Raw genomic sequence first — 22,782 nt, 5'->3', positions numbered from 1 at the left:
GGGAACACACCAACGATGGCAAAGATCTTCTGCGTTGCGAACCAGAAGGGGGGCGTCGGCAAGACGACGACATCGGTCAATCTCGCCGCAAGCCTTGCAGCGCAGGAGCAACGAGTCCTGTTGATCGATCTCGACCCGCAGGGCAACGCGACGATGGGCAGCGGGATCGACAAGGCCGCCTGCGAAGCGACCGTGTATGAAGTGCTGGTCGATGGCGTGTCGGTGACCGACGCGCGCGTGCGTCCGGAAGGCGTCACCTACGACGTGCTTCCCGCGAACCGCGAGCTGTCCGGCGCCGAGATCGAGCTGATCAGCATCGACAATCGCGAGCGCCGGCTGAAGGCCGCGCTCGAGCGCGTGGCCGACGACTACGATTTCGTGCTGATCGATTGCCCGCCGACGCTGTCGCTGCTGACGCTGAACGGCCTGTGCGCGGCGCACGGCGTCGTGATCCCGATGCAGTGCGAGTACTTCGCGCTGGAAGGGCTGTCGGACCTCGTCAATACGATCAAGCAGGTCCACGCGAACATGAATCGCGACCTGAAGATCATCGGCCTGCTGCGCGTGATGTTCGATCCGCGCATCACGCTGCAGCAGCAAGTCTCCGATCAACTGAAAGCGCACTTCGGCGACAAGGTGTTCGACGCGGTGATTCCGCGCAACGTGCGTCTGGCGGAAGCGCCGAGTTACGGGTTGCCGGGCGTCGTGTTCGATCGCAGCTCGCGCGGTGCGCAGGCGTATATCCAGTTCGGTGCCGAGATGATCGAACGCGTGCGCGCGTTCGAGGTGTCGTGATCCGGACATGAGCGAAGCGAGGAAGAAAGACATGAACGCGGTACCAAAGAAGAAGGGCTTGGGACGTGGCCTCGAAGCGCTGCTCGGCGGCAGTGCCGATATCACCGAAGCGGTGAAGATCGAAGGCGCACCGAACACGCTCGCGCTCGGCAAGCTGCAAGCCGGCAAGTACCAGCCGCGTACGCGGATGGACGAAGGCAGCCTGCAGGAGCTCGCGGCCAGCATTCGCGCGCAGGGCGTGATGCAGCCGATCCTGGTACGGCCTATTTCGTCAGACAAATACGAGATCATCGCGGGCGAGCGGCGTTTCCGCGCGGCGCGCCTGGCCGGCCTCGATGAAGTGCCGGTGCTCGTGAAGGACGTATCCGATCAGGCCGCCGCCGCGATGGCGCTGATCGAGAACATCCAGCGCGAGGACCTGAATCCGCTCGAAGAGGCGCACGGCATCCAGCGCCTGCTCGACGAGTTCGGTTTCACGCACGAACAGGCGGCCGAATCGGTCGGCCGTTCGCGCAGCGCGGTGTCGAACCTGCTGCGCCTGCTGAACCTCGCGTCACCCGTGCAGACGATGCTGCTGGCCGGCGATCTCGACATGGGGCACGCACGCGCGCTGCTCGCGGTCGACGCGGCCACGCAGATCACGCTCGCGCATCAGGTGGTCAACAAGCGCATGTCGGTGCGCGAGACCGAGAAGCTCGTCGCACATACGACGAAGGAAGCGCCGGCCGTGAAGGCGCGCGCGAAGGACGACGGCGGCCGCGATACACGTCGTCTCGAAGAGGAGTTGTCAGACCTGCTCGCGTCGACGGTGAAGATCAAGCTGGGCCGCCGCGGGCGCGGGCAGGTGCTGATCGACTTCGGCAACCTCGACGCGCTCGAGGGCATTCTCGCGCGCCTGCGCGGCAACGTCGCGACCGAAGAGTAACGGGCAACCCATGGAGCAAACGGGCGCACCGGCGCCGCGCCGGTGGCTCGGCTGGCTCGCGCAGGAACCGGTACTGTCGGTGCTGGCGCTTGGCCTGATCGTGCTGCAATGGGTGCGTCCGCAACCATTTTCGGTACTGGCCGACCGCGTCGACTGGCAGACGGTCGCGACGCTCGCGGGCCTGCTGATGCTGACCAAGGCGCTCGAGTTGTCCGGCTGCCTGATGTGGCTCGCGCATCGCATCGTGCATCACGTGCATTCCGAGCGAGGGCTCGCGATGCTGCTTGTCGGCTTCGCCGCCGTGCTGTCGATGTGGCTCACCAACGACGTCGCGCTGTTCGTCGTCGTACCGTTGATGGTGTCGCTGCGCGCGCTGACACCGCTGCCGTTCCGGCGGCTCGTGATCGTCGTCGCGCTGGCCGTCAACGCCGGGTCCGTCGCGACCCCGCTCGGCAATCCCCAGAATCTGTTCCTGTGGCAATTGAGCGGCGTGTCGTTCGGCCGTTTCGTGGTCACGCTCGGGCCGCTCGCGGTCGCGCTGATGGCGCTGCTGCTCGTGCTGACCGCATTGATGTTTCGCGCGAAGCCGCTCGACCTGTCCGGCGACGCCGCGTCCTTTCCCGTCCAACGCATGCACGCGTTGATCGCGGCGGTGCTGTTCGCCGCGTTCGTGCTGCTCGCCGATGCGCACCATCCGCTGCCCGGCCTCGTCGGTGTCGCGATCGTGCTGCTCGCCGTCAAACGTGACGCAGTCCTGAAGATCGACTGGCTGCTGCTGCTGATCTTCGTGCTGATGTTCGTCGTGTTGCGCAGCGCGGCTGCGCTGCCCGTCGTGCACGATGCGGTCGCGCATGCGCAACTCGATTCGCCGCTGCGCGTCTACGCCGCCGGCGCGGCGCTGTCGCAGGTGATCAGCAACGTGCCGGCCGCGATTCTGCTGTCGGAGTTCACGCACGACTGGCGCGCGCTGGCATTCGGCGTATCGGTCGGCGGCTTCGGTTTCGCGATCGGCTCGCTCGCGAACCTGATCGCGGTGCGTCTCGCGAAGGAGCCGCGCATGTGGCTGCCGTTCCACCTCGTTTCGATTCCGTTCGCGCTGGTGAGCGCGGCGCTCGGCGCGTGGTTGCTCATGCACGGTTGAGCGAGGCCGATGCGCGCCGCACAGGTGTGCCGTTCGGGCGGCGGACGGGGCGCACAGCGTCCGCAGTGATCAAGGATTGTTGATAAGTGCTGCCGCCCACAGTCGAACTTCTGTGGCGGCGCGACAACTGATTGGACGAATCGATGCGCGAGCAACCGGTCGAGTTTCTCGCGCCGGCGCGATGGCTTGATTGCGGCGTCTTGCGTGTTCCGGCGTGTCGCGCCGAGTCGTTCCCGACGACTCCATGGCAGCGGATGCCCGGCGGCGATCGCGCCGCTTCCTGCTGGCCCGCGGCGGGCGTCGTTTCCCCGTCATTTCCGCCGTCACCGGACTTTTTCGCACAAGAAATACCGGTGCAAAAAACCGACCTTACAACTGTCATCGTACGTCGTCGAATCGGGTGTTTTTTCACATCATGAGGCGTCGTTTTATGCAGGTTTTTGTCGCGTCTAAAGCCTTGAATCACTTGCAACTATCGCTTACAATCGCCCGGATTTGTTAGCTAGGCACCCCTGAAAGCTTTCAGAAAGCTTGGGGTCGGGTTCAAGGATTTCAGTGGAAGATTGCGATGGCGGGTCAGGCGCCGGACGACAGGCACGATGATCAGCGCACGCAACGCACCGCTTCGGCGGCCGGCGCGCGGCGTGAATCCGACGATGACTGGGATGTCGAGCAGCAAGATAACAACATCGTTCCGCTTACACGGGCAGAGGCCGAAAGGCTGTTCGGTCCGAACGTGAGCAAGCCCTCGCGCGTGACCCCCTACAAGGTGGTGTTCGCGCAAGTGGTCCTGTCCCTGGTTGCAACGCTGGCGTGGTGGCTGTTTTCGAAGTCGCCGGGCGCCGCTGCGCAATCCGCGTTTCTGGGCGGAGCGATCGGCTGGGTGCCCAGTGCGGTATTCGTGGCACGACTGAAGGCAGGTGGCTCGGCCACCGTGATGAGCTGGGTGATGGGCGAAGCCCTGAAACTCGCTCTGACGATCGGGATGTTCACCGCGGTGGCGTTCGGCTGGGCCGGCGTGCACTGGGTGCCGTTCCTCGTCACGTACCTCGTCGTGCTGAAGACGTACTGGATCGCGCTGGCCTGGCGGTAAGGAACAAGCAGCGTGCGGTTTCGACAACGAACCGCACCGGCCCGTTCCCGCAATAGCGTGTTGCGGAACGGGCAAAACGATTTTCGACAATTTGGGTGGCATTAACGATATGGCAGCTAGCGAAGGCACGCGCGGTCCGGATCCGTCCGAGTACATTGCGCACCACTTGCAGAATTTCTCCACCTCGCATCAGACGTCGATTTTCGACATTCACGTCTGGAATCTCGACACGCTGTTCTGGTCGATCGTATGCGGCATCGTGACGATCGTCCTGCTGCGTCTGGCCGCCCGCAAGGCGACGTCGGGCGTGCCGGGCCGTTTCCAGTGCGCGATCGAGATGCTCGTCGAAATGGTCGAGGACCAGTCGAAGGCCATCGTCCACGGCAATCGCACCTTCATCGCGCCGCTCGCCCTCACGGTGTTCGTGTGGGTTGCGCTGATGAACTCCCTCGACTTCCTCCCGGTCGACCTGCCGGGCCGCGTGATCGGCCTGCTCGGTCTGTCGGACGTGATTTCCCACCATCGCATCGTTCCGACGGCCGACCTGAACGGCACGCTCGGCATCGCGCTCGGCGTGTTCGTCCTGATGATCTACTACAGCATCAAGATCAAGGGCGCGGGCGGCTTCGTGCACGAGCTGCTGTCGGCACCGTTCGGCGCGCACCCGCTGCTGTGGATCCCGAACCTCGCGCTCAACATTGTCGAATATCTCGCGAAGACCGTCTCGCTCGGTATGCGGCTGTTCGGCAACATGTACGCGGGTGAGCTGTTGTTCCTGTTGATCGCCCTGCTCGGCAGCATGTGGAGCTTCGGTGGCGACGCAACGTTCCTCGGCTTCGTTGGTCATGTGATCGCGGGTAGCGTCTGGGCAATCTTCCACATCCTGATTGTTCTGTTGCAGGCATTCATTTTCATGATGCTGACGCTGGTGTATCTCGGCCAGGCGCACGACAAGCACTAAGCGCGGCGTGCAAGAAAGAGTTTCCGTTTTAGTTTTTTAAATCTCAGTTCCAAGTCTTTTCACAAAGGAGTGATCATGCAAGCTTACATCGCCAACATCCAGGGTCTGACCGCCATCGGTATCGGCATCATCATCGGCCTGGGTGCAATCGGCGCCTGTATCGGTATCGCGCTGATGGGTGGCAAGTACATCGAAGCCTGCGCACGTCAGCCGGAACTCATCAACCCGCTGCAAACGAAGATGTTCCTGCTGGCTGGTCTGATCGACGCTGCATTCCTGATCGGCGTTGGTGTCGCAATGCTGTTCGCGTTCGCGAACCCGCTCCTGTCGAAGCTCGCAGGCTAAGGTTCCTCGGAAATATGCGTCCGGCGTGAGCCGGCGCAGGGCGGAACGGAGACTTGGGGCGCTGATCGAATGCAACTCGATGAGCGCCTTACCGTTTCATTTTTCCGGAATAGCAGATAAGGAAACACCGTGAATCTCAACGCAACTCTGTTTGCGCAAATGGTCGTGTTCCTGGTCCTCGCGTGGTTCACGATGAAATTCGTGTGGCCGCCGTTGATCAACGCCCTCGACGAACGTTCGAAGAAGATCGCCGACGGCCTCGCCGCCGCGGAGAAGGGCAAGGCGGAACTCGACGCAGCGCACAAGCGCGTGGACCAGGAACTCGCGCAGGCCCGCAACGACGGCCAGCAGCGCATCGCCGACGCTGAAAAGCGTGCCCAGGCGGTCGCCGAGGAAATCAAGGCCAACGCCCAGGCTGAAGCCGCCCGCATCGTCGCCCAGGCGAAGGCGGAAGCAGAACAGCAAATCGTGAAGGCGCGCGAAGCGCTGCGTGGCGAAGTCGCCGCGCTGGCCGTGAAGGGCGCCGAGCAGATCCTGAAGCGCGAAGTCGATCAAACGGCCCACGCCCAACTGCTGAATCAACTGAAAGCCGAGCTCTGATCATGGCCGAACTTGCAACCATCGCCCGCCCTTACGCAGAAGCGCTGTTCCGCGTGGCCGAGGGCGGTGACATCGCCGCCTGGTCCACGCTCGTGCAAGAGCTGGCCCAGGTTGCGCGTCTGCCGGAAGTGCTGTCGGTCGCGTCGAGCCCGAAGGTGACGCGCACGCAAGTAGCCGAGTTGCTGCTTGCTGCGGCCAAGTCGCCGCTCGCGGCCGGCGCCGAAGCGAAGAACTTCGTGCAGATGCTGGTCGACAATCATCGCATCGCGCTGCTGCCGGAAATTGCCGAGCAGTTCGAGGCGCTCAAGAACGAACGTGAAGGCGCAGCCGACGCCGAGATCGTGAGCGCGTTCCCGCTGAACGGCGCGGATCTCGACAGTCTCGTCTCGGGCCTCGAACGCAAGTTCAAGCGCAAGCTGAAACCGACGGTCGAAGTCGATTCGTCGCTGATCGGCGGCGTGCGCGTGACGGTCGGCGACGAAGTGCTCGACACCTCGGTTCGCGCGCGCCTCGCATCGATGCAGGCTGCCTTGACCGCCTGAGCGCCACGCCGGCACGCAACAGAATTGACTATCAGGAGCGAATAATGCAACTCAATCCCTCTGAGATCAGCGAGCTGATCAAGAGCCGGATCCAGGGCCTTGAAGCGAGCGCAGACGTTCGCAACCAGGGCACCGTGATCTCCGTGACCGACGGTATCGTGCGTATCCACGGCCTGTCGGACGTGATGCAGGGCGAAATGCTCGAGTTTCCGGGCAACACGTTCGGTCTCGCGCTGAACCTCGAGCGCGACTCGGTCGGCGCGGTGATTCTCGGCGAATACGAACACATCTCGGAAGGCGACATCGTCAAGACGACGGGCCGCATTCTGGAAGTCCCGGTGGGTCCGGAACTCGTCGGCCGCGTGGTCGACGCGCTCGGCAACCCGATCGACGGCAAGGGCCCGGTCAACGCGAAGCTGACCGACGCGATCGAAAAGATCGCCCCGGGCGTGATCTGGCGCAAGTCGGTGTCGCAGCCGGTGCAGACGGGCATCAAGTCGATCGACGCGATGGTGCCGATCGGCCGTGGCCAGCGTGAGCTGATCATCGGCGACCGTCAGTGCGGCAAGACCGCGGTGGCGCTCGACGCGATCATCAACCAGAAGGGCAAGGACCTGATCTGTATCTACGTCGCGATCGGCCAGAAGGCTTCGTCGATCATGAACGTGGTTCGCAAGCTCGAAGAAACGGGCGCGATGGAATACACGATCGTCGTCGCCGCTTCGGCATCGGATTCGGCTGCCATGCAGTACCTGGCGCCGTACGCCGGCTGCACGATGGGCGAATACTTCCGCGACCGTGGCCAAGACGCGCTGATCATCTATGACGACTTGACCAAGCAGGCTTGGGCATACCGTCAGATCTCGCTGCTGCTGCGCCGTCCGCCGGGCCGTGAAGCGTACCCGGGCGACGTGTTCTATCTGCACTCGCGTCTGCTGGAGCGTGCGGCTCGCGTGTCGGAAGAGTACGTCGAGAAGTTCACGAACGGCGAAGTGAAGGGCAAGAGCGGTTCGCTGACGGCACTGCCGGTCATCGAAACGCAGGCTGGCGACGTGACCGCGTTCGTTCCGACGAACGTGATCTCGATTACCGACGGCCAGATCTTCCTGGAAACCGATCTGTTCAACGCAGGCATCCGCCCGGCAATCAACGCCGGCGTGTCGGTGTCGCGCGTCGGTGGCGCTGCTCAGACGAAGGTCGTGAAGAAGCTGTCGGGCGGTATCCGTACCGACCTCGCGCAGTACCGTGAACTGGCCGCATTCGCGCAGTTCGCATCGGACCTCGACGAAGCGACCCGCAAGCAGCTCGAGCGCGGCCGCCGCGTGACGGAACTGCTGAAGCAGCCGCAGTACCAGCCGCTGCAGGTCTGGGAACTGGCCGTGTCGCTGTACGCCGCGAACAACGGCTACCTCGACGACCTCGACGTCAAGCAAGTGCTGTCGTTCGAGAAGGGCCTGCGCGACAACCTGAAGACCAGCCACGCTGACCTCATCAAGCGCATCGAAGACACCAAGGATCTCTCGAAGGACGACGAAGGCGCACTGCGCTCGGCGATCGAAGCCTTCAAGAAGTCCGGTGCCTATTGATCCGCGAGTGACACACTGAGGCCGCGCGGGTGCCGAGCACCCGCGCCGCTTCGGTCAAGGAGCAAGCTATGGCTGGAATGAAGGAAATTCGCGGCAAGATCAAGAGCGTGCAGAACACGCGCAAGATCACGAAGGCGATGGAGATGGTGGCTGCATCGAAGATGCGTCGCGCGCAGGAACGCATGCGCGCCGCTCGTCCGTATGCGGACAAGGTCCGTGCCATCGCCGCGCACATGAGCCGTGCGAACCCCGAGTACCGTCACCCGTTCATGGTGGCGAACGACGGCGCGCAGACGGCCGGCATCATCCTCGTCACGACGGACAAGGGTCTGTGCGGTGGTCTGAACACCAACGTGCTGCGTGCGACGGTGCAGAAGTTCAAGGAGCTGGAAGAGAAGGGCCAGAAGGTCGAAGCCACCGCGATCGGCGGCAAGGGCCTCGGGTTCCTGAACCGCTTCGGCGCGAAGGTGATGTCGCAGGTCGTGCACCTCGGCGACACCCCGCACCTGGACAAGCTGATCGGCGCCGTGAAGACGCAGCTCGATCTGTACTCGGAAGGCAAGCTGTCGGCGGTTTATATCGCTTACACGCGCTTCGTCAACACGATGAAGCAGGAAGCCGTGATCGAGCAGCTGCTGCCGCTGTCGTCGGACCACTTCGAAGCCGATGACGGTACGCCGGCGACGTCGTGGGACTACATCTACGAGCCGGACGCGCAGGCAGTCGTCGACGAACTGCTCGTGCGTTACGTCGAGGCGCTGGTGTACCAGGCCGTCGCGGAAAACATGGCGTCCGAGCAATCGGCGCGCATGGTCGCGATGAAGGCCGCGTCCGACAACGCGAAGACGGTGATCAGCGAACTGCAGCTCGTGTACAACAAGAGCCGTCAGGCCGCGATCACGAAAGAACTGTCGGAGATCGTCGGCGGCGCAGCCGCTGTTTAAGCGCGCGCCCGGGACGACAACTGCGCCTTTGCGCGAGTAAAGAATCAGGTATTTAAAGGAAAAGCGATGAGTACTGCTGCTTTGGTAGAAGGCAAGATCGTACAGTGCATCGGCGCCGTTATCGACGTGGAATTCCCGCGCGACAGCATGCCGAAGATCTACGACGCGCTCATTCTCGATGGCTCGGAACTGACGCTCGAAGTCCAGCAGCAGCTGGGTGACGGCGTGGTCCGTACCATTTGTCTGGGTGCATCCGACGGCCTGCGCCGCGGCCTGACCGTGAAGAACACGGCGAAGCCGATCTCGGTGCCGGTCGGCAAGCCGACCCTCGGCCGAATCATGGACGTGCTCGGCCGTCCGATCGACGAAGCCGGCCCGATCGACAGCGACGTGACGCGTTCGATCCACCAGAAGGCACCGGCGTTCGACGAACTGTCGCCGTCGACCGAACTGCTCGAAACGGGTATCAAGGTCATCGACCTGATCTGCCCGTTCGCAAAGGGCGGCAAGGTTGGCCTGTTCGGTGGTGCAGGCGTGGGCAAGACCGTCAACATGATGGAGCTCATCAACAACATCGCGAAGGAACACGGCGGTTACTCCGTGTTCGCGGGCGTGGGCGAGCGTACCCGTGAAGGGAACGACTTCTACCACGAAATGAAGGACTCGAACGTTCTCGACAAGGTCGCGCTGGTGTACGGCCAGATGAACGAGCCGCCGGGCAACCGTCTGCGCGTCGCGCTGACCGGCCTGACGATGGCCGAGCACTTCCGTGACGAAGGCCTCGACGTGCTGTTCTTCGTCGACAACATCTACCGTTTCACGCTGGCCGGTACCGAAGTGTCGGCACTGCTCGGCCGTATGCCGTCGGCAGTGGGCTATCAGCCGACGCTGGCTGAAGAAATGGGCAAGCTGCAAGAGCGCATCACGTCGACCAAGAAGGGCTCGATTACGTCGGTCCAGGCCGTGTACGTCCCTGCGGACGACTTGACCGACCCGTCGCCGGCGACGACCTTCGGCCACCTGGACGCAACCGTCGTTCTGTCGCGTGACATCGCTTCGCTGGGTATCTACCCGGCGGTCGACCCGCTCGACTCGACGTCGCGCCAGATCGACCCGAACGTGATCGGTGAAGAGCACTACTCGATCACCCGTCGCGTTCAGCAGACGCTGCAGCGCTACAAGGAACTGCGCGACATCATCGCGATTCTGGGCATGGACGAACTGTCGCCGGAAGACAAGCTGTCGGTCGCCCGTGCGCGTAAGATCCAGCGTTTCCTGTCGCAGCCGTTCCACGTCGCTGAAGTGTTCACGGGCTCGCCGGGCAAGTACGTGCCGCTGAAGGAAACGATCCGTGGCTTCAAGATGATCGTCGACGGCGAGTGCGACCACCTGCCGGAACAGGCGTTCTACATGGTCGGCACGATCGACGAAGCCTTCGAAAAGGCCAAGAAGATCCAGTAAGGGCTTGAGTGAGTCGCAAGCCGGCGAGCGCCGGCCGGAGCAATGAGTCAGTGATGACTTGTATTCCGGCCGCCTGCGCCGGCCGCAATACGCTCAACCCGTGGATGAGATTGGAGTCGATATGGCAACCATCAAAGTAGACGTCGTCAGCGCGGAAGAGCAGATCTTCTCGGGCGAGGCGAAATTCGTCGCGCTGCCGGGCGAAACGGGTGAGCTGGGCATTCTGCCGGGTCACACGCCGCTCATTACCCGGATTCGTCCGGGTGCGGTGCGCATCGAGGTCGAGGGCGGCAACGACGAATTCGTGTTCGTCGCGGGCGGCATTCTCGAAGTGCAGCCGGGCGCCGTGACGGTGCTCGCCGATACCGCGATCCGCGGCAAGGACCTCGACGCGGCGAAAGCCGAGGAAGCGCGCAAGCGTGCCGAGGAAACGCTACAGAACGTGAAGTCGGATCTCGACCTCGCGAAAGCGCAATCCGAGCTCGCGACCGCGATGGCGCAGCTCGAGGCGATCCAGCGTCTGGCGAAGATCCGCAGCCGGCACTGAGCCGCGCCGCGTATCCCGCGAAAGAAAGCAGCCTTCGGGCTGCTTTTTTTTCGTCTGGGCTTCGTCCACGCTTCCTCCGTGTTTCGCCCGCATTTCGTCTGCGTTTTTCGGGCCGGATCATTGCGTCCGATCGTGCTATTTCATCCGTCCACCGCGATTTGATGTCAGAGTACCGTCAGCGGAGCGCGGCATCATCCGCGGTGAGGCCGCTCGTCGCGAGCGTTGCGGCGGAGGCGCGCAGCACGCGCGCGGGCCGATCAGACCCAAAGGACGGAGACATTCATGGCAGCAGACCTTGGCGTGGGCGCGCTGATCGCGCCCGAGAACGGCTTGTCGTACGTGCGTGGTGCAACCGACGTGCCGCTATCCGAAGCGACGATCGGCCGGTTCCTGCTCGACACGGCCGGCCGCTTTCCCGACCGCCCGGCCGTCGTGTTCCGCGAGCAGCAGGTGCGCTGGACCTGGCGCGAGTTCGCGAACGAGATCGACGTGCTGGCGGCAGGGCTCGCCGCGCTCGGGATCGTGAAGGGCGACTGCGTCGGCATCTGGTCGCCGAACCGCAGCGAATGGCTGCTCACGCAGTTCGCGACCGCGCGGATCGGCGCGGTGCTCGTCAACATCAATCCGGCCTACCGGCTGTCGGAACTCGAATACGCGCTGAACAAGGTCGGCTGCAAGGCCGTGATCGCAGCCGAGCGCTTCAAGAGCTCCGCGTACGTCGAGATGCTGCAGACCATCGCGCCGGAGCTCGCGACCGCGACGCCGGGCGACCTGCATGCGGCGCGCGTGCCGAGCCTGCGCACGATCGTGTCGATGGGCGAGGTGGCGCCTGCCGGCATGTTCCGCTTCGCGGACGTGATGGCGCGTGGCCGCCGGGCCGTCGATCCGGCGCTGCTCGATGCGATCGGCGCGACGCTCTCGGCCAACGATCCGATCAACATCCAGTTCACGAGCGGCACGACCGGCAGCCCGAAGGGCGCGACGCTCACGCACCGCAACGTCGTCAACAACGCGCGCTCGATCGCGATGGCGATGCGTTTCACCGAACAGGATTCGCTCTGCATCCCGGTGCCGCTCTATCACTGCTTCGGGATGGTGCTGGCCGTGCTCGCGTGCGTGTCGAAGGGCGCCGCGATGGTATTCCCCGGCGAAGCGTTCGATCCGGTCGCGACGCTCGCGGCGGTGGCCGAAGAACGTTGCACCGCGCTGCATGGCGTGCCGACGATGTTCATCGCCGAGCTCGACCATCCGGAATTCGCGAAATTCGACCTGTCGACGCTGCGCACCGGGATCATGGCCGGCTCGCCGTGCCCGATCGAGACGATGAAGCGCGTCGTGTCGCAGATGCACCTTTCTGAAATCACGATCGCGTACGGGATGACGGAGACGAGCCCCGTGTCGTTCCAGAGCTCGACCGACGATCCGCTGGAGAAGCGCACGACGACGGTCGGCCGCATCCAGCCGCATCTCGAAGTGAAGATCGTCGATCCGAGCGGCGACATCGTGCCGGTCGGCGCGACGGGCGAGCTGTGCACGAAGGGCTATTCGGTGATGCTCGGCTACTGGGACGACGACGCGAAGACACGCGAGGTGCTGGTCGACGGCTGGATGCATACCGGCGACCTCGCGACGCTCGATGCGGACGGTTACTGCAACATCGTCGGCCGCCTGAAGGATATGGTGATTCGCGGCGGCGAGAACGTCTATCCGCGCGAGATCGAGGAATTCCTGTTCCGGCATCCGAAGATCCAGAGCGCGCAGGTGTTCGGCGTGCCCGATGCGAAGTACGGCGAGGAGCTGTGCGCGTGGATCGTGCTGCGCGCGGACGAGCAGATGACCGAGGACGACGTGCGCGCGTTCTGCAACGGGCAGATCGCGCACTACAAGATCCCGCGCTATATCCGCTTCGTCGACGAGCTGCCGATGACGGTGACGGGCAAGGTGCAGAAGTTCGTGATGCGCGACCGGATGATCGAGGAGCTGAAGCTCGACGTGCAGAAGACCGCTTGAAGCGGGACGATGCCGGAAAATGCGGGAAAAACGTGGCGGCCTGTGCAGGCCGTTACGTTTTCGATGGACGAAAAAAAGCGGGCTTATTAGCCCGCTAAAAACCACACGCTACGGGGTTAGCGCGAGGAGACCAAAGATGAAACCGAGTCCGGCGGGGGGCCGGAAACGACTCCAACAGGGATGCCCCCCGGAAGGGCTTCGGTACGTGACCGACTGGCTCGCAGCGCTTCGCGTCCGCTCACACTTGGCACACGAGACCGCATCCGTGTTGAAACCGTTGAGGCCATTGTGGGCGAATTAATGACCCGTCGCGGTAACAAAGTGTTTCAGGTTGTAACGCCCGCCAGATAAGGCTTTCCGGGATTTTTTGCTGTTTTCGGGGTCCTGAAAAAGGTCATTTTTACCCATATTTTCCATCGCGTTTTCAGGGTGTGCGCGCGATGCGTTTTTCACGCGTATCGGGCGCGATGAATTGCCGATTTTCACGCGAGAAAGTGCACGGCGCGACCGATACCGCGCATGACGATTCATTCGTCAGAAAGATTTTGAAACGTGATCGGAATGCGCGGAAGTCGGCCGTTCGGCCAATCGGCGGGTTTTGAGCCGATGGCGAAGGGCGGCGGCGCGGACGGAAGGTGTAACGGCGGCCGGGCGGCCGCCGCTTCCGGCGAGATGTCGGCACCCCGGCGGCCGCGGGGTCGGTGCCCGTTATCGGCCGCCGCGGCGCGGGCCGCCTACTTCAGCCACTTGTCCGAAATGGCCTGGTACTCGCCGGTCGAGCGCGCGAGATGCAGCCACTGGTCGACGTACTGCTGGAACACGACGTCGCCGCGCGGCACCATGTACGCCTTCTCGCCGAACTGGAACGGCTTGTCCGGATGCACCGAGCACAGGCCCGGATTCAGCTTTTGCTGCAGCAGCGTCTCGGACGCATCCGTCACCATCACGTCGGCCTTGCCCGCGAGGATCTGCTTGAAGATCGTCACGTTGTCCGGATAGACGGTCAGGTTCGCGTGCGTGAAGAACTGCTTCGCGAACCGTTCGTTGGTGCCGCCCGGATTGACGATCACACGGGTCTCGGGCCGGTCGATCTGCGCGACGGTCTGGTATTTGTCGGCATCCGCGCAGCGCACGATCGGCGTCTTGCCGTCGACCACGTACGGCTGCGTGAAGAACACGCGCTTCTGGCGCTCGAGCGTCGTCGACACGCCGCCCACCGCGATGTCGCATTTCGCGACGAAGTCGTTGGTGAGGTTCGACCAGCTCGTCTTCACGTAGTCGGTCTTCACGCCGAGCGATTTCGCGAGCGATTCGGCCATGTCGATGTCGATGCCCTCGAAGCGGCCGTCCGCGCGATAGTACGAATACGGCTTGTAGTCGCCCGTCGTGCACACGCGCAGCGCGCCGCGCGCGAGCACGTCGTCGAGCCGCGAGCCGGCGGTAGCGGCGCTCGCAGGCGCCGCAGTGGCCGTACTCTGCGCGTGCGCGGCGGCGCAGCAAAACGCGGCGGCAGCAGCGAGCGTGGCAAGCGTGGCGAATGTCTTCATCGGTCTCCTCCTTCGTTCGGTTCGATATGAGCGTCCGATCATAACGGAGCCATCGCGCGCGTCATATGGCCGCCATCGCATCGGCATGCGCAGCCCGAGCGCGGCTGTCCGGTAAAATGCCGCTTTGCCTTCGCATCGTCGCTCCTACCGTGGCCCATAACCTGCTCAACGACACCTTCCTGCGTGCGCTTCTGCGCGAGCCGACCGACTACACGCCGATCTGGCTGATGCGCCAGGCCGGCCGCTACCTGCCCGAATACAACGCGACACGCGCGCGCGCCGGCAGCTTCCTCGGCCTCGCAAAGAATCCCGACTACGCGACCGAGGTGACGCTGCAGCCGCTCGAGCGCTTCCCGCTCGACGCCGCGATCCTGTTCTCGGACATTCTGACGATTCCCGACGCGATGGGGCTCGGCCTCGACTTCCAGGTCGGCGAAGGGCCGAAGTTCGCGCATCCGGTGCGCACCGAGGCCGACGTCGCGAAGCTCGCGGTGCCGGACATCGAGGCGACGCTCGGCTACGTGACGGGCGCCGTGCGCGAGATCCGCCGCGCGCTCACCGACGCTCAGGGCCGTCAGCGCGTGCCGCTGATCGGCTTTTCGGGCAGCCCGTGGACGCTCGCGTGCTACATGGTCGAAGGCGGCGGCTCGGACGATTTCCGCACGGTGAAGTCGATGGCGTATTCGCGCCCGGATCTGATGCACCGGATCCTCGACGTGAACGCGCAGGCGGTGGCCGCGTACCTGAACGCGCAGATCGAAGCGGGCGCGCAGGCCGTGATGATCTTCGATACGTGGGGCGGTGCGCTGGCCGACGGCGCGTATCAGCGCTTCTCGCTCGACTATATCCGCCGCGTGGTGTCGCAGCTCAAGCGCGAGCACGACGGCGAGCGCGTGCCGGTGATCACGTTCACGAAGGGCGGCGGGCTGTGGCTCGAGGAGATCGCGGCGACCGGCGTCGACGCGGTCGGGCTCGACTGGACGGTCAACCTCGGCGCCGCGCGTGAGCGCGTCGCGGGGCGCGTGGCGTTGCAGGGCAACCTCGACCCGACGATCCTGTTCGCGCCGCCGGCCGCGGTGCGCGAACAGGCGCGCGCGGTGCTCGACAGCTACGGCAACCATCCGGGCCACGTGTTCAACCTCGGGCACGGCATTTCGCAATTCACGTCGCCCGATCACGTCGCCGAACTCGTCGACGAAGTGCATACCCACAGCCGCGCGATCCGTAGCGGAGCAGCGGGCTGAACGCAAGCGCTGTCATGCTGCACTGCAGGATGACAGCGTTTCGTTGCTGAAACTAAACAGGGCGCAACCCCGCTCCCGCTGCCGATTCGGTGCTTGTCAAGACTTGACTTATACACATTTTCCACGTTGCAGCGCGGTAGAGCCCCGTATCGGTCAATTTGTCTCGCTATGGTTCGGTAATTTGAATAGCAGCCTTATGGAATAAGGCTTCGCGGGGCACCGCCGCAAGCGGCGAAAAACAGCGCAAAGCACGGCCCCGCGCGCGTTGCGGCCGTTGAGCGGCGAGTTCTCAACAAAGTTATCCACAGGCTGGGCAGGGTATACGGCGATTCCTAATGCGAATCCAAAACTTAGCGCCGAATCTGAAGTTTTACTTTAAGTTCGCCGTCGCGATGCGGGCGCGGATGCAAGCCGTCCGTACTTCGCGTGCTGCTGCCGCCGGAGCGCCGCAATGAGCGGCACCTACCTGCGCGTCGCGCTCGACCATCCGCTCGCCACGCTGTTCGACTACCGCTGCGACGCGCAGCCGGCGCCGGTGCCCGGGACGCTCGTGCAGGTGCCGTTCGGCAAGCGGCAGGCCGTCGGCCTCGTCTGCGAAGTCACCACTCACACCGATGTGCCGCCGTCGCGGTTGCGCGCGGTCGACGCGATCTGCGCCGACCTGCCGCCGCTGTCGCCGGACTGGCTCGCGCTCGTGTCGTTCGCCGCCGATTACTATCAGCGCGGGCGCGGCGAGGTCGCGTTGCCGGCGCTGCCGCAGGCGTTGCGCGACGCCGGGCGCTGGGGGCGGCTGCTCGCGCCGGAAGTGCGCTACCAGCCGACCGAAGCCGGCCGCGCGGCGCTGCCCGACGCGTTGCCCGCGCGCGGCGCCGCGCTGCGCCGGCTCGCGCAGGCGCTCGTCGACACCGGCTCGCTGACGCTGCCCGACGCGCGCGCGCTGCATCCGAAGGCGGCCGCGACGCTCGACGACTGGGCGGCGCGCGGCTGGGTCGACGTCGAGGAGATCGGCTGGGCCGATACGCCTGTGGCCAAACCTGTGGATAACCTGTCGACAAACGGTGGACGAACTGTGCCGCCGGCGTTGACGGACCAGCAGGCCGAGGCGCTGGACGCGATCCGCGCGGCGCACGGTTTCGCGCCGTTCCTGCTGCACGGCGTGACGGGCAGCGGCAAGACCGAGGTCTATCTGCATGCGCTCGCGTCGCTGCTCGATGCGCGGCCGGACGCGCAGGCGCTCGTGCTCGTGCCCGAAATCAACCTGACGCCGCAGTTCGAGGCCGCGTTTCGCGCGCGCTTCGCGGGTGCGCTCGCCGACGACGCGATCGTCACGCTGCACAGCGGGCTCGCCGAAGGCGAACGGGCGCGCAACTGGCTCGCCGCGCACACCGGCCGCGCGCGGATCGTGCTCGGCACGCGGCTCGCGGTGCTCGCGTCGATGCCGACGCTCGCGCTGATCGTCGTCGACGAGGAGCACGAGCCCGCGTACAAGCAGCAGGAAGGACTGCGCTATTCGGCGCGCGACCTGGCCGTGTGGCGCGCGAAGCAGCTCGGCATCACGGTCGTGCTCGGCTCGGCGACGCCGTCGCTCGAAAGCTGGTGGCAGGCCGAGCAGGGCCGCTACACGCGTCTCACGCTGTCGCGCCGCGCGGTGGCCGACGCGACGCTGCCGACCGTGCGGCTGATCGATCTCGAGGAGGAGCGGCGGCGCGGGCGCGCGTCGATGGGCGGGCTGTCCGGGCCGCTCGTCGCGGCGCTGAAGGCGCGGCTCGAACGCGGCGAACAGAGCCTCGTGTTCCTGAACCGGCGCGGTTACGCGCCGCAGCTCGCGTGCGACGCGTGCGGCTGGGTGGCCGGTTGCCCGCGCTGCAGCGCGTACGTCGTGCTGCACAAGCCCGAGCACGCACTGCGCTGCCATCACTGCGGCTGGGAAGCGCGCATTCCGCGCTCGTGCCCCGAGTGCGGGAACGTCGACATCGCGCCGCTCGGGCGCGGCACGCAGCGCATCGAGGAGGCGCTCGCCGAAGCGGTGCCGGGCGCGCGGATCCTGCGGATCGATGCGGACAGCACGCGCCGCAAGGGCAGCGCGCAGGCGCTTTTTTCCGACGTGCACGCGGGCGAGGTCGACATCCTGGTCGGCACGCAGATGATCGCGAAAGGGCACGACTTCCAGCGCGTGTCGCTCGTCGGCGTGCTCAATGCCGACACCGCGCTGTTCTCGCACGACTTCCGCGCGAGCGAGCGGCTGTTCGCGCAGCTGATGCAGGTGAGCGGCCGCGCGGGGCGCGCCGGGCTGCCGGGCGAGGTGATGGTGCAGACGCGCTACCCGCGTCATGCGCTGTATCACGCGCTCGGGCGGCAGGACTACGTGGGCTTCGCGAATTCGACGCTCGCCGAGCGGCGCGACGCGCACCTGCCGCCGTTCGTCTACCAGGCGCTGCTGCGCGCCGAAGGGCGCACGCTCGACGCGGCGCTCGCGTTCCTGCTGCAGGCCGCGGCCGCGTTGCCGGGGCTGCCCGGCGCGGATCGCGTGACCGTCTACGACGCGGTGCCGATGACGATCGTCAAGGTCGCGAACGTCCATCGCGCGCAATTGCTGCTCGAAAGCGCGTCGCGGGCGGCGCTGCAGCATGCGCTGCGTGCATGGCAGCCGGCGCTGCGCGCGCTGAAGGGCGTGCTGCGGTGGAGCGTCGAGGTCGATCCGCTGGATATCTGAGCGGCGCCCGTGCGGCCCCTGCCGCCGCGCGTTGCCGGATGCCGCGAAGCTGGGCCGCCCGGCGCGCCGAGCTGTCTGTTGCTTGCCCGCCGCCGGCATCGGTCCGCGTCACACCACGCAGTGCAACCGGTTTTCGGCCGCTTGCGCGCATACGGAAGGTTGCACACGCGTGCCGAACCGGCCTGATCAGGGAAAACACCGATCCTCCGACCACGGGCAACCCCTAGGTTGCAACCGCATAAGTGACTGATTATATTGACCAACTTATGGGTGCAACCTATCTCGTAATTTGGTTGCACCTTTTTATTGCGTGCCGTAGGATTTCGCGCATCCTCTTACACCACACTGCCGGGCTCGCACCGGCGCACGAACCCACCATGGCAAGCACGACTCTCGGCGTCAAAGTCGACGACCTTCTCCGCTCGCGCCTCAAGGACGCCGCCGCGCGTCTCGAGCGCACTCCCCACTGGCTGATCAAGCAGGCGATCTTCGCGTATCTCGAGCGGATCGAGCACGGCCAGTTGCCGCCCGAGCTGTCGGGCCACAGCGGCGTGACGGAGCTCGCCGACGGTCAGGCCGCGGACGGCGACGACGACAACTCGCCGCATCCGTTCCTCGAGTTCGCGCAGAACGTGCAGCCGCAATCGGTGCTGCGCGCGGCGATCACGGCCGCGTACCGCCGTCCGGAACCGGAGTGCGTGCCGTTCCTGCTCGGCCAGGCGCGCTTGCCCGCGAACCTGCAGGCGGACGTGCAGGCGCTCGCGACGAAGCTGGCCGAGGCGCTGCGCGAGAAGAGCTCGGGCGGCGGCGTCGAAGGGCTGATCCACGAGTTTTCGCTGTCGAGCCAGGAAGGCGTCGCGCTGATGTGCCTCGCCGAAGCGCTGTTGCGCATTCCCGACCGTGCGACGCGCGACGCGCTGATCCGCGACAAGATCAGCAAGGGCGACTGGCGCTCGCACGTCGGCCATGCGCCGTCGCTGTTCGTGAACGCGGCGACCTGGGGGCTGATGATCACCGGCAAGCTCGTGACGACCAACAGCGAAGCGGGCCTGTCGTCGGCGCTCACGCGCCTGATCGGCCGCGGCGGCGAGCCGCTGATCCGCAAGGGCGTCGACATGGCCATGCGCCTGATGGGCGAGCAGTTCGTCACCGGCGAAACGATTTCCGAAGCGCTCGCGAACAGCCGCAAGTACGAAGCGCGCGGCTTCCGCTACTCGTACGACATGCTCGGCGAAGCGGCGACCACCGAAGAGGACGCGCAGCGCTACTACGCGTCGTACGAACAGGCGATCCACGCGATCGGCAAGGCGGCCGGCGGCCGCGGCATCTACGAAGGCCCGGGCATCTCGATCAAGCTGTCGGCGCTGCATGCGCGCTACTCGCGCTCGCAGCAGGACCGCACGATGAGCGAGCTGCTGCCGCGCGTGCGCGCGCTCGCGCTGCTCGCGCGCCGCTATGACATCGGCCTGAACATCGACGCGGAAGAAGCCGACCGTCTCGAACTGTCGCTCGACCTGCTCGAGGCACTGTGCTTCGATCCGGAGCTCGCCGGCTGGAACGGCATCGGTTTCGTCGTGCAGGGCTACCAGAAGCGCTGCCCGTTCGTGATCGACTACCTGATCGATCTCGCGCGCCGCAGCCGTCATCGCCTGATGATCCGCCTCGTGAAGGGCGCGTACTGGGATACCGAGATCAAGCGGGCGCAGGTCGACGGCCTCGAAGGCTATCCGGTCTACACGCGCAAGATCTACACCGACGTGTCGTACCTCGCGTGCGCGAAGAAGCTGCTCGCCGCGCCGGACGCCGTGTACCCGCAGTTCGCGACGCACAACGCGTACACGCTGGCCGCGATCTACCAGCTCGCGGGCCAGAACTACTACCCGGGCCAGTACGAATTCCAGTGCCTGCACGGGATGGGCGAGCCGCTGTACGAGGAAGTCACCGGTCGCGACAAGCTGAACCGCCCGTGCCGCGTGTACGCGCCGGTCGGCACGCACGAGACGCTGCTCGCGTACCTCGTGCGCCGTCTGCTGGAAAACGGCGCGAACACGTCGTTCGTGAACCGCATCGCCGATAAGACCGTGTCGGTGAAGGAGCTCGTTGCCGATCCGGTCGACGAAGCGTCGAAGGTCGTGCCGCTCGGCGCGCCGCACGCGAAGATCCCGCTGCCGCGCAACCTGTATGGCGACGAGCGTCCCAACTCGATGGGCCTCGACCTGTCGAACGAACACCGTCTCGCGTCGCTGTCGTCCGCGCTGCTCGCGAGCGCGCACCACCCGTGGCGCGCGGCGCCGATGCTCGCCGACGACGCGCTCGCCGATGCGCCGGCGCGCGACGTGCGCAACCCGGCCGACCAGCGCGACGTGGTCGGCACGGTCAGCGAAGCGACGTCCGAACACGTGAGCGCGGCGCTCGCGCACGCGGTGGCCGCCGCGCCGATCTGGCAGGCGACGCCGGTCGACGCGCGCGCCGATTGCCTGGTGCGCGCCGCCGACCTGCTCGAAGCGCAGATGCACACGCTGATGGGCCTGATCGTGCGCGAAGCCGGCAAGTCGCTGCCGAACGCGATCGCCGAGATCCGCGAAGCGGTCGACTTCCTGCGCTACTACGCGGCGCAGATCCGCGGCGAGTTCTCGAACGACACGCACCGCCCGCTCGGCCCCGTGGTCTGTATCAGCCCGTGGAACTTCCCGCTCGCGATCTTCATGGGCCAGGTCGCCGCGGCGCTCGCCGCCGGCAACACGGTGCTCGCGAAGCCGGCCGAACAGACGCCGCTGATCGCCGCGCAAGCCGTGCGCCTGCTGCGCGAGGCCGGCGTGCCGGCCGGCGCGGTGCAACTGCTGCCGGGCACCGGCGAGACCGTCGGTGCGGCGCTGGTCGCCGATGCGCGCACGCGTGCGGTGATGTTCACCGGTTCGACCGAAGTCGCACGCCTGATCAACAAGACGCTGTCCGCGCGCCTCGACCCGGACGGCAAGCCGATTCCGCTGATCGCGGAAACGGGCGGCCAGAACGCGATGATCGTCGATTCGTCGGCGCTCGCGGAGCAGGTCGTCGCGGACGTGATGCAGTCGTCGTTCGACTCGGCCGGTCAACGGTGTTCGGCGCTGCGCGTTCTGTGTCTGCAGGACGACGTCGCGGACCGCACGCTGACGATGTTGAAGGGCGCGATGCACGAGCTGGCGCTCGGCAACCCGGACCGGCTGTCGACCGACGTCGGCCCGGTGATCGACGCCGAGGCGAAGCAGACGATCGACACGCACATCGCGGCGATGAAGGACAAGGGCCACACGGTCACGCAACTGCCGATGCCCGACGCATGCGCGCACGGCACGTTCGTGCCGCCGACGCTGATCGAGATCGGCAGCATCGACGAGTTGAAGCGCGAAGTGTTCGGCCCCGTGCTGCACGTGGTGCGCTACCGCCGCAGCCAGCTCGACAAGCTGCTCGAGCAGATCCGCGCGACCGGCTACGGGCTGACGCTCGGCATCCACACGCGGATCGACGAGACGATCGCGCACGTGATCTCGAATGCGCACGTGGGCAACATCTACGTGAACCGCAACGTGATCGGCGCGGTGGTCGGCGTGCAGCCGTTCGGCGGCGAAGGGCTGTCGGGCACGGGCCCGAAGGCCGGTGGCGCGCTGTACCTGCAGCGCCTGCTCGCGACGCGTCCGTCGGGGCTGCCGCGCGCGCTCGCGCAGTCGCTGGTGGCGGACGGCGCGACCGAAAGCGATGCACGCGGCAATCCGGCGGCGGCGCTCACGACGCTGCGCGACTGGCTGATCGAGCAGCGCGAGCCGGCGCTGGCCGCGCGTTGCGACGGCTACCTCGCACAGGTGCCGGCCGGCGCGACCGCGGTGCTGACCGGGCCGACGGGCGAGCGAAACACGTATACACTCGGCCCGCGCGGCACGGTGCTGTGTGTCGCGGCCACGCCGGGCGGCGCGCGTGCGCAGTTCGCGGCGGTGCTCGCGACCGGCAACCGCGCACTGTTCGCCGGCGCGGCGGGCGAGGCGCTGGTCGCCGCGCTGCCGGCGTCGCTGAAGGCGCACGCGGCGGTGCGCAAGCAGGCCGACGCGCCGTTCGACGCGGTGCTGTTCGAAGGCGACAGCGACGAACTGCAGACGCTCGTGAAGGACGTCGCGCAGCGGCCGGGCCCGATCGTGTCGGTGCAGGGCGTATCGGCGGGCGCGTTCGAGAACGGCGGCGCGGAAGACTACGCGCTCGAGCGGCTGTTGACGGAACGCTCGGTGAGCGTGAACACGGCCGCGGCGGGCGGCAATGCGAATTTGATGACGATCGGCTGATCATCCTTGCCGTTCGGA

Annotated in this window: 18 protein-coding genes; 16 read left to right on the top strand and 2 right to left on the bottom strand. The window is 65.8% G+C overall.

Annotation, left to right across the window (positions count from 1 at the left end; genetic code table 11):
• Positions 1-15 precede the first annotated feature (15 nt).
• The 13 genes from DTA15_RS17985 to DTA15_RS17920 all read left to right on the top strand — a co-directional run bounded on the left by DTA15_RS17985 (position 16) and on the right by DTA15_RS17920 (position 12,950).
• Positions 16-795 carry a ParA family protein gene (locus tag DTA15_RS17985; protein ID WP_006482737.1) on the top strand — a complete coding sequence of 260 codons (780 nt, stop codon included), beginning with the start codon at positions 16-18 and terminating at the stop codon, positions 793-795.
• A 31-nt stretch (positions 796-826) separates the two neighbouring features.
• Positions 827-1,720 carry a ParB/RepB/Spo0J family partition protein gene (locus DTA15_RS17980; protein ID WP_006482728.1) on the top strand — a complete coding sequence of 298 codons (894 nt, stop codon included), beginning with the start codon at positions 827-829 and terminating at the stop codon, positions 1,718-1,720.
• A gap of 10 nt (positions 1,721-1,730) precedes the next feature.
• Positions 1,731-2,861, top strand: coding sequence for an SLC13 family permease (locus tag DTA15_RS17975; protein WP_006482718.1), 1,131 nt, complete (start codon positions 1,731-1,733; stop codon positions 2,859-2,861).
• Positions 2,862-3,429: 568 nt separating this feature from the next.
• Positions 3,430-3,954 carry an ATP synthase subunit I gene (locus DTA15_RS17965; RefSeq protein WP_006482723.1) on the top strand — a complete coding sequence of 175 codons (525 nt, stop codon included), beginning with the start codon at positions 3,430-3,432 and terminating at the stop codon, positions 3,952-3,954.
• A 109-nt stretch (positions 3,955-4,063) separates the two neighbouring features.
• The gene (gene atpB / locus DTA15_RS17960; protein ID WP_012492242.1) at positions 4,064-4,915 is read left to right on the top strand and encodes a F0F1 ATP synthase subunit A; all 852 of its coding nucleotides are present in this window, start codon (positions 4,064-4,066) and stop codon (positions 4,913-4,915) included.
• Between the two features lie 75 nt (positions 4,916-4,990).
• Positions 4,991-5,260: a F0F1 ATP synthase subunit C gene (gene atpE / locus DTA15_RS17955; protein WP_006482730.1), complete on the top strand. Its 270-nt coding sequence runs from the start codon at positions 4,991-4,993 to the stop codon at positions 5,258-5,260.
• 129 nt (positions 5,261-5,389) lie between these two features.
• Complete coding sequence (locus DTA15_RS17950) at positions 5,390-5,860, top strand: F0F1 ATP synthase subunit B (protein ID WP_006477283.1); 471 nt, start codon at positions 5,390-5,392, stop codon at positions 5,858-5,860.
• Between the two features lie 2 nt (positions 5,861-5,862).
• Positions 5,863-6,402 carry a F0F1 ATP synthase subunit delta gene (locus DTA15_RS17945; protein ID WP_006482713.1) on the top strand — a complete coding sequence of 180 codons (540 nt, stop codon included), beginning with the start codon at positions 5,863-5,865 and terminating at the stop codon, positions 6,400-6,402.
• A 44-nt stretch (positions 6,403-6,446) separates the two neighbouring features.
• Positions 6,447-7,988 carry a F0F1 ATP synthase subunit alpha gene (atpA, locus tag DTA15_RS17940; protein ID WP_006482717.1) on the top strand — a complete coding sequence of 514 codons (1,542 nt, stop codon included), beginning with the start codon at positions 6,447-6,449 and terminating at the stop codon, positions 7,986-7,988.
• Positions 7,989-8,056: 68 nt separating this feature from the next.
• On the top strand, positions 8,057-8,932 hold the full coding sequence (atpG, locus tag DTA15_RS17935) for a F0F1 ATP synthase subunit gamma (RefSeq protein WP_006482709.1): 876 nt from the start codon (positions 8,057-8,059) through the stop codon (positions 8,930-8,932).
• Positions 8,933-8,998: 66 nt separating this feature from the next.
• Positions 8,999-10,393: a F0F1 ATP synthase subunit beta gene (gene atpD / locus DTA15_RS17930; RefSeq protein WP_006482710.1), complete on the top strand. Its 1,395-nt coding sequence runs from the start codon at positions 8,999-9,001 to the stop codon at positions 10,391-10,393.
• Between the two features lie 121 nt (positions 10,394-10,514).
• Positions 10,515-10,940 carry a F0F1 ATP synthase subunit epsilon gene (locus DTA15_RS17925; protein WP_006482705.1) on the top strand — a complete coding sequence of 142 codons (426 nt, stop codon included), beginning with the start codon at positions 10,515-10,517 and terminating at the stop codon, positions 10,938-10,940.
• A 282-nt stretch (positions 10,941-11,222) separates the two neighbouring features.
• Positions 11,223-12,950: an AMP-binding protein gene (locus DTA15_RS17920; RefSeq protein WP_006491418.1), complete on the top strand. Its 1,728-nt coding sequence runs from the start codon at positions 11,223-11,225 to the stop codon at positions 12,948-12,950.
• Between the two features lie 297 nt (positions 12,951-13,247).
• Here the strand turns inward: DTA15_RS17920 and DTA15_RS38610 are convergent, their stop codons facing one another.
• Positions 13,248-13,436 (bottom strand): hypothetical protein, encoded by a 189-nt coding sequence (locus DTA15_RS38610; RefSeq protein WP_154317707.1) that lies wholly within the window; start codon positions 13,434-13,436, stop codon positions 13,248-13,250.
• Between the two features lie 248 nt (positions 13,437-13,684).
• Positions 13,685-14,497: a transporter substrate-binding domain-containing protein gene (locus DTA15_RS17910; RefSeq protein WP_006482715.1), complete on the bottom strand. Its 813-nt coding sequence runs from the start codon at positions 14,495-14,497 to the stop codon at positions 13,685-13,687.
• 149 nt (positions 14,498-14,646) lie between these two features.
• On the opposite strand from DTA15_RS17910, the gene hemE reads away from it, so the two are divergent.
• The 3 genes from hemE (at position 14,647) to putA (ending at position 22,764) form a co-directional block, all read left to right on the top strand.
• Entirely contained in the window at positions 14,647-15,741 is a 1,095-nt protein-coding gene (hemE, locus tag DTA15_RS17905; protein WP_006482732.1) for a uroporphyrinogen decarboxylase, read from the top strand.
• Positions 15,742-16,192: 451 nt separating this feature from the next.
• Positions 16,193-18,454, top strand: coding sequence for a primosomal protein N' (locus DTA15_RS17900; protein ID WP_006496309.1), 2,262 nt, complete (start codon positions 16,193-16,195; stop codon positions 18,452-18,454).
• A 377-nt stretch (positions 18,455-18,831) separates the two neighbouring features.
• On the top strand, positions 18,832-22,764 hold the full coding sequence (putA, locus tag DTA15_RS17890) for a trifunctional transcriptional regulator/proline dehydrogenase/L-glutamate gamma-semialdehyde dehydrogenase (protein WP_006482203.1): 3,933 nt from the start codon (positions 18,832-18,834) through the stop codon (positions 22,762-22,764).
• Positions 22,765-22,782: the final 18 nt, after the last annotated feature.

It is taken from the genome of Burkholderia cenocepacia (assembly GCF_900446215.1).
Lineage (GTDB): Bacteria > Pseudomonadota > Gammaproteobacteria > Burkholderiales > Burkholderiaceae > Burkholderia > Burkholderia cenocepacia.
Note: the sequence above shows the minus strand (reverse complement) of the source record. Positions and strands in the feature narration are given on the sequence as shown.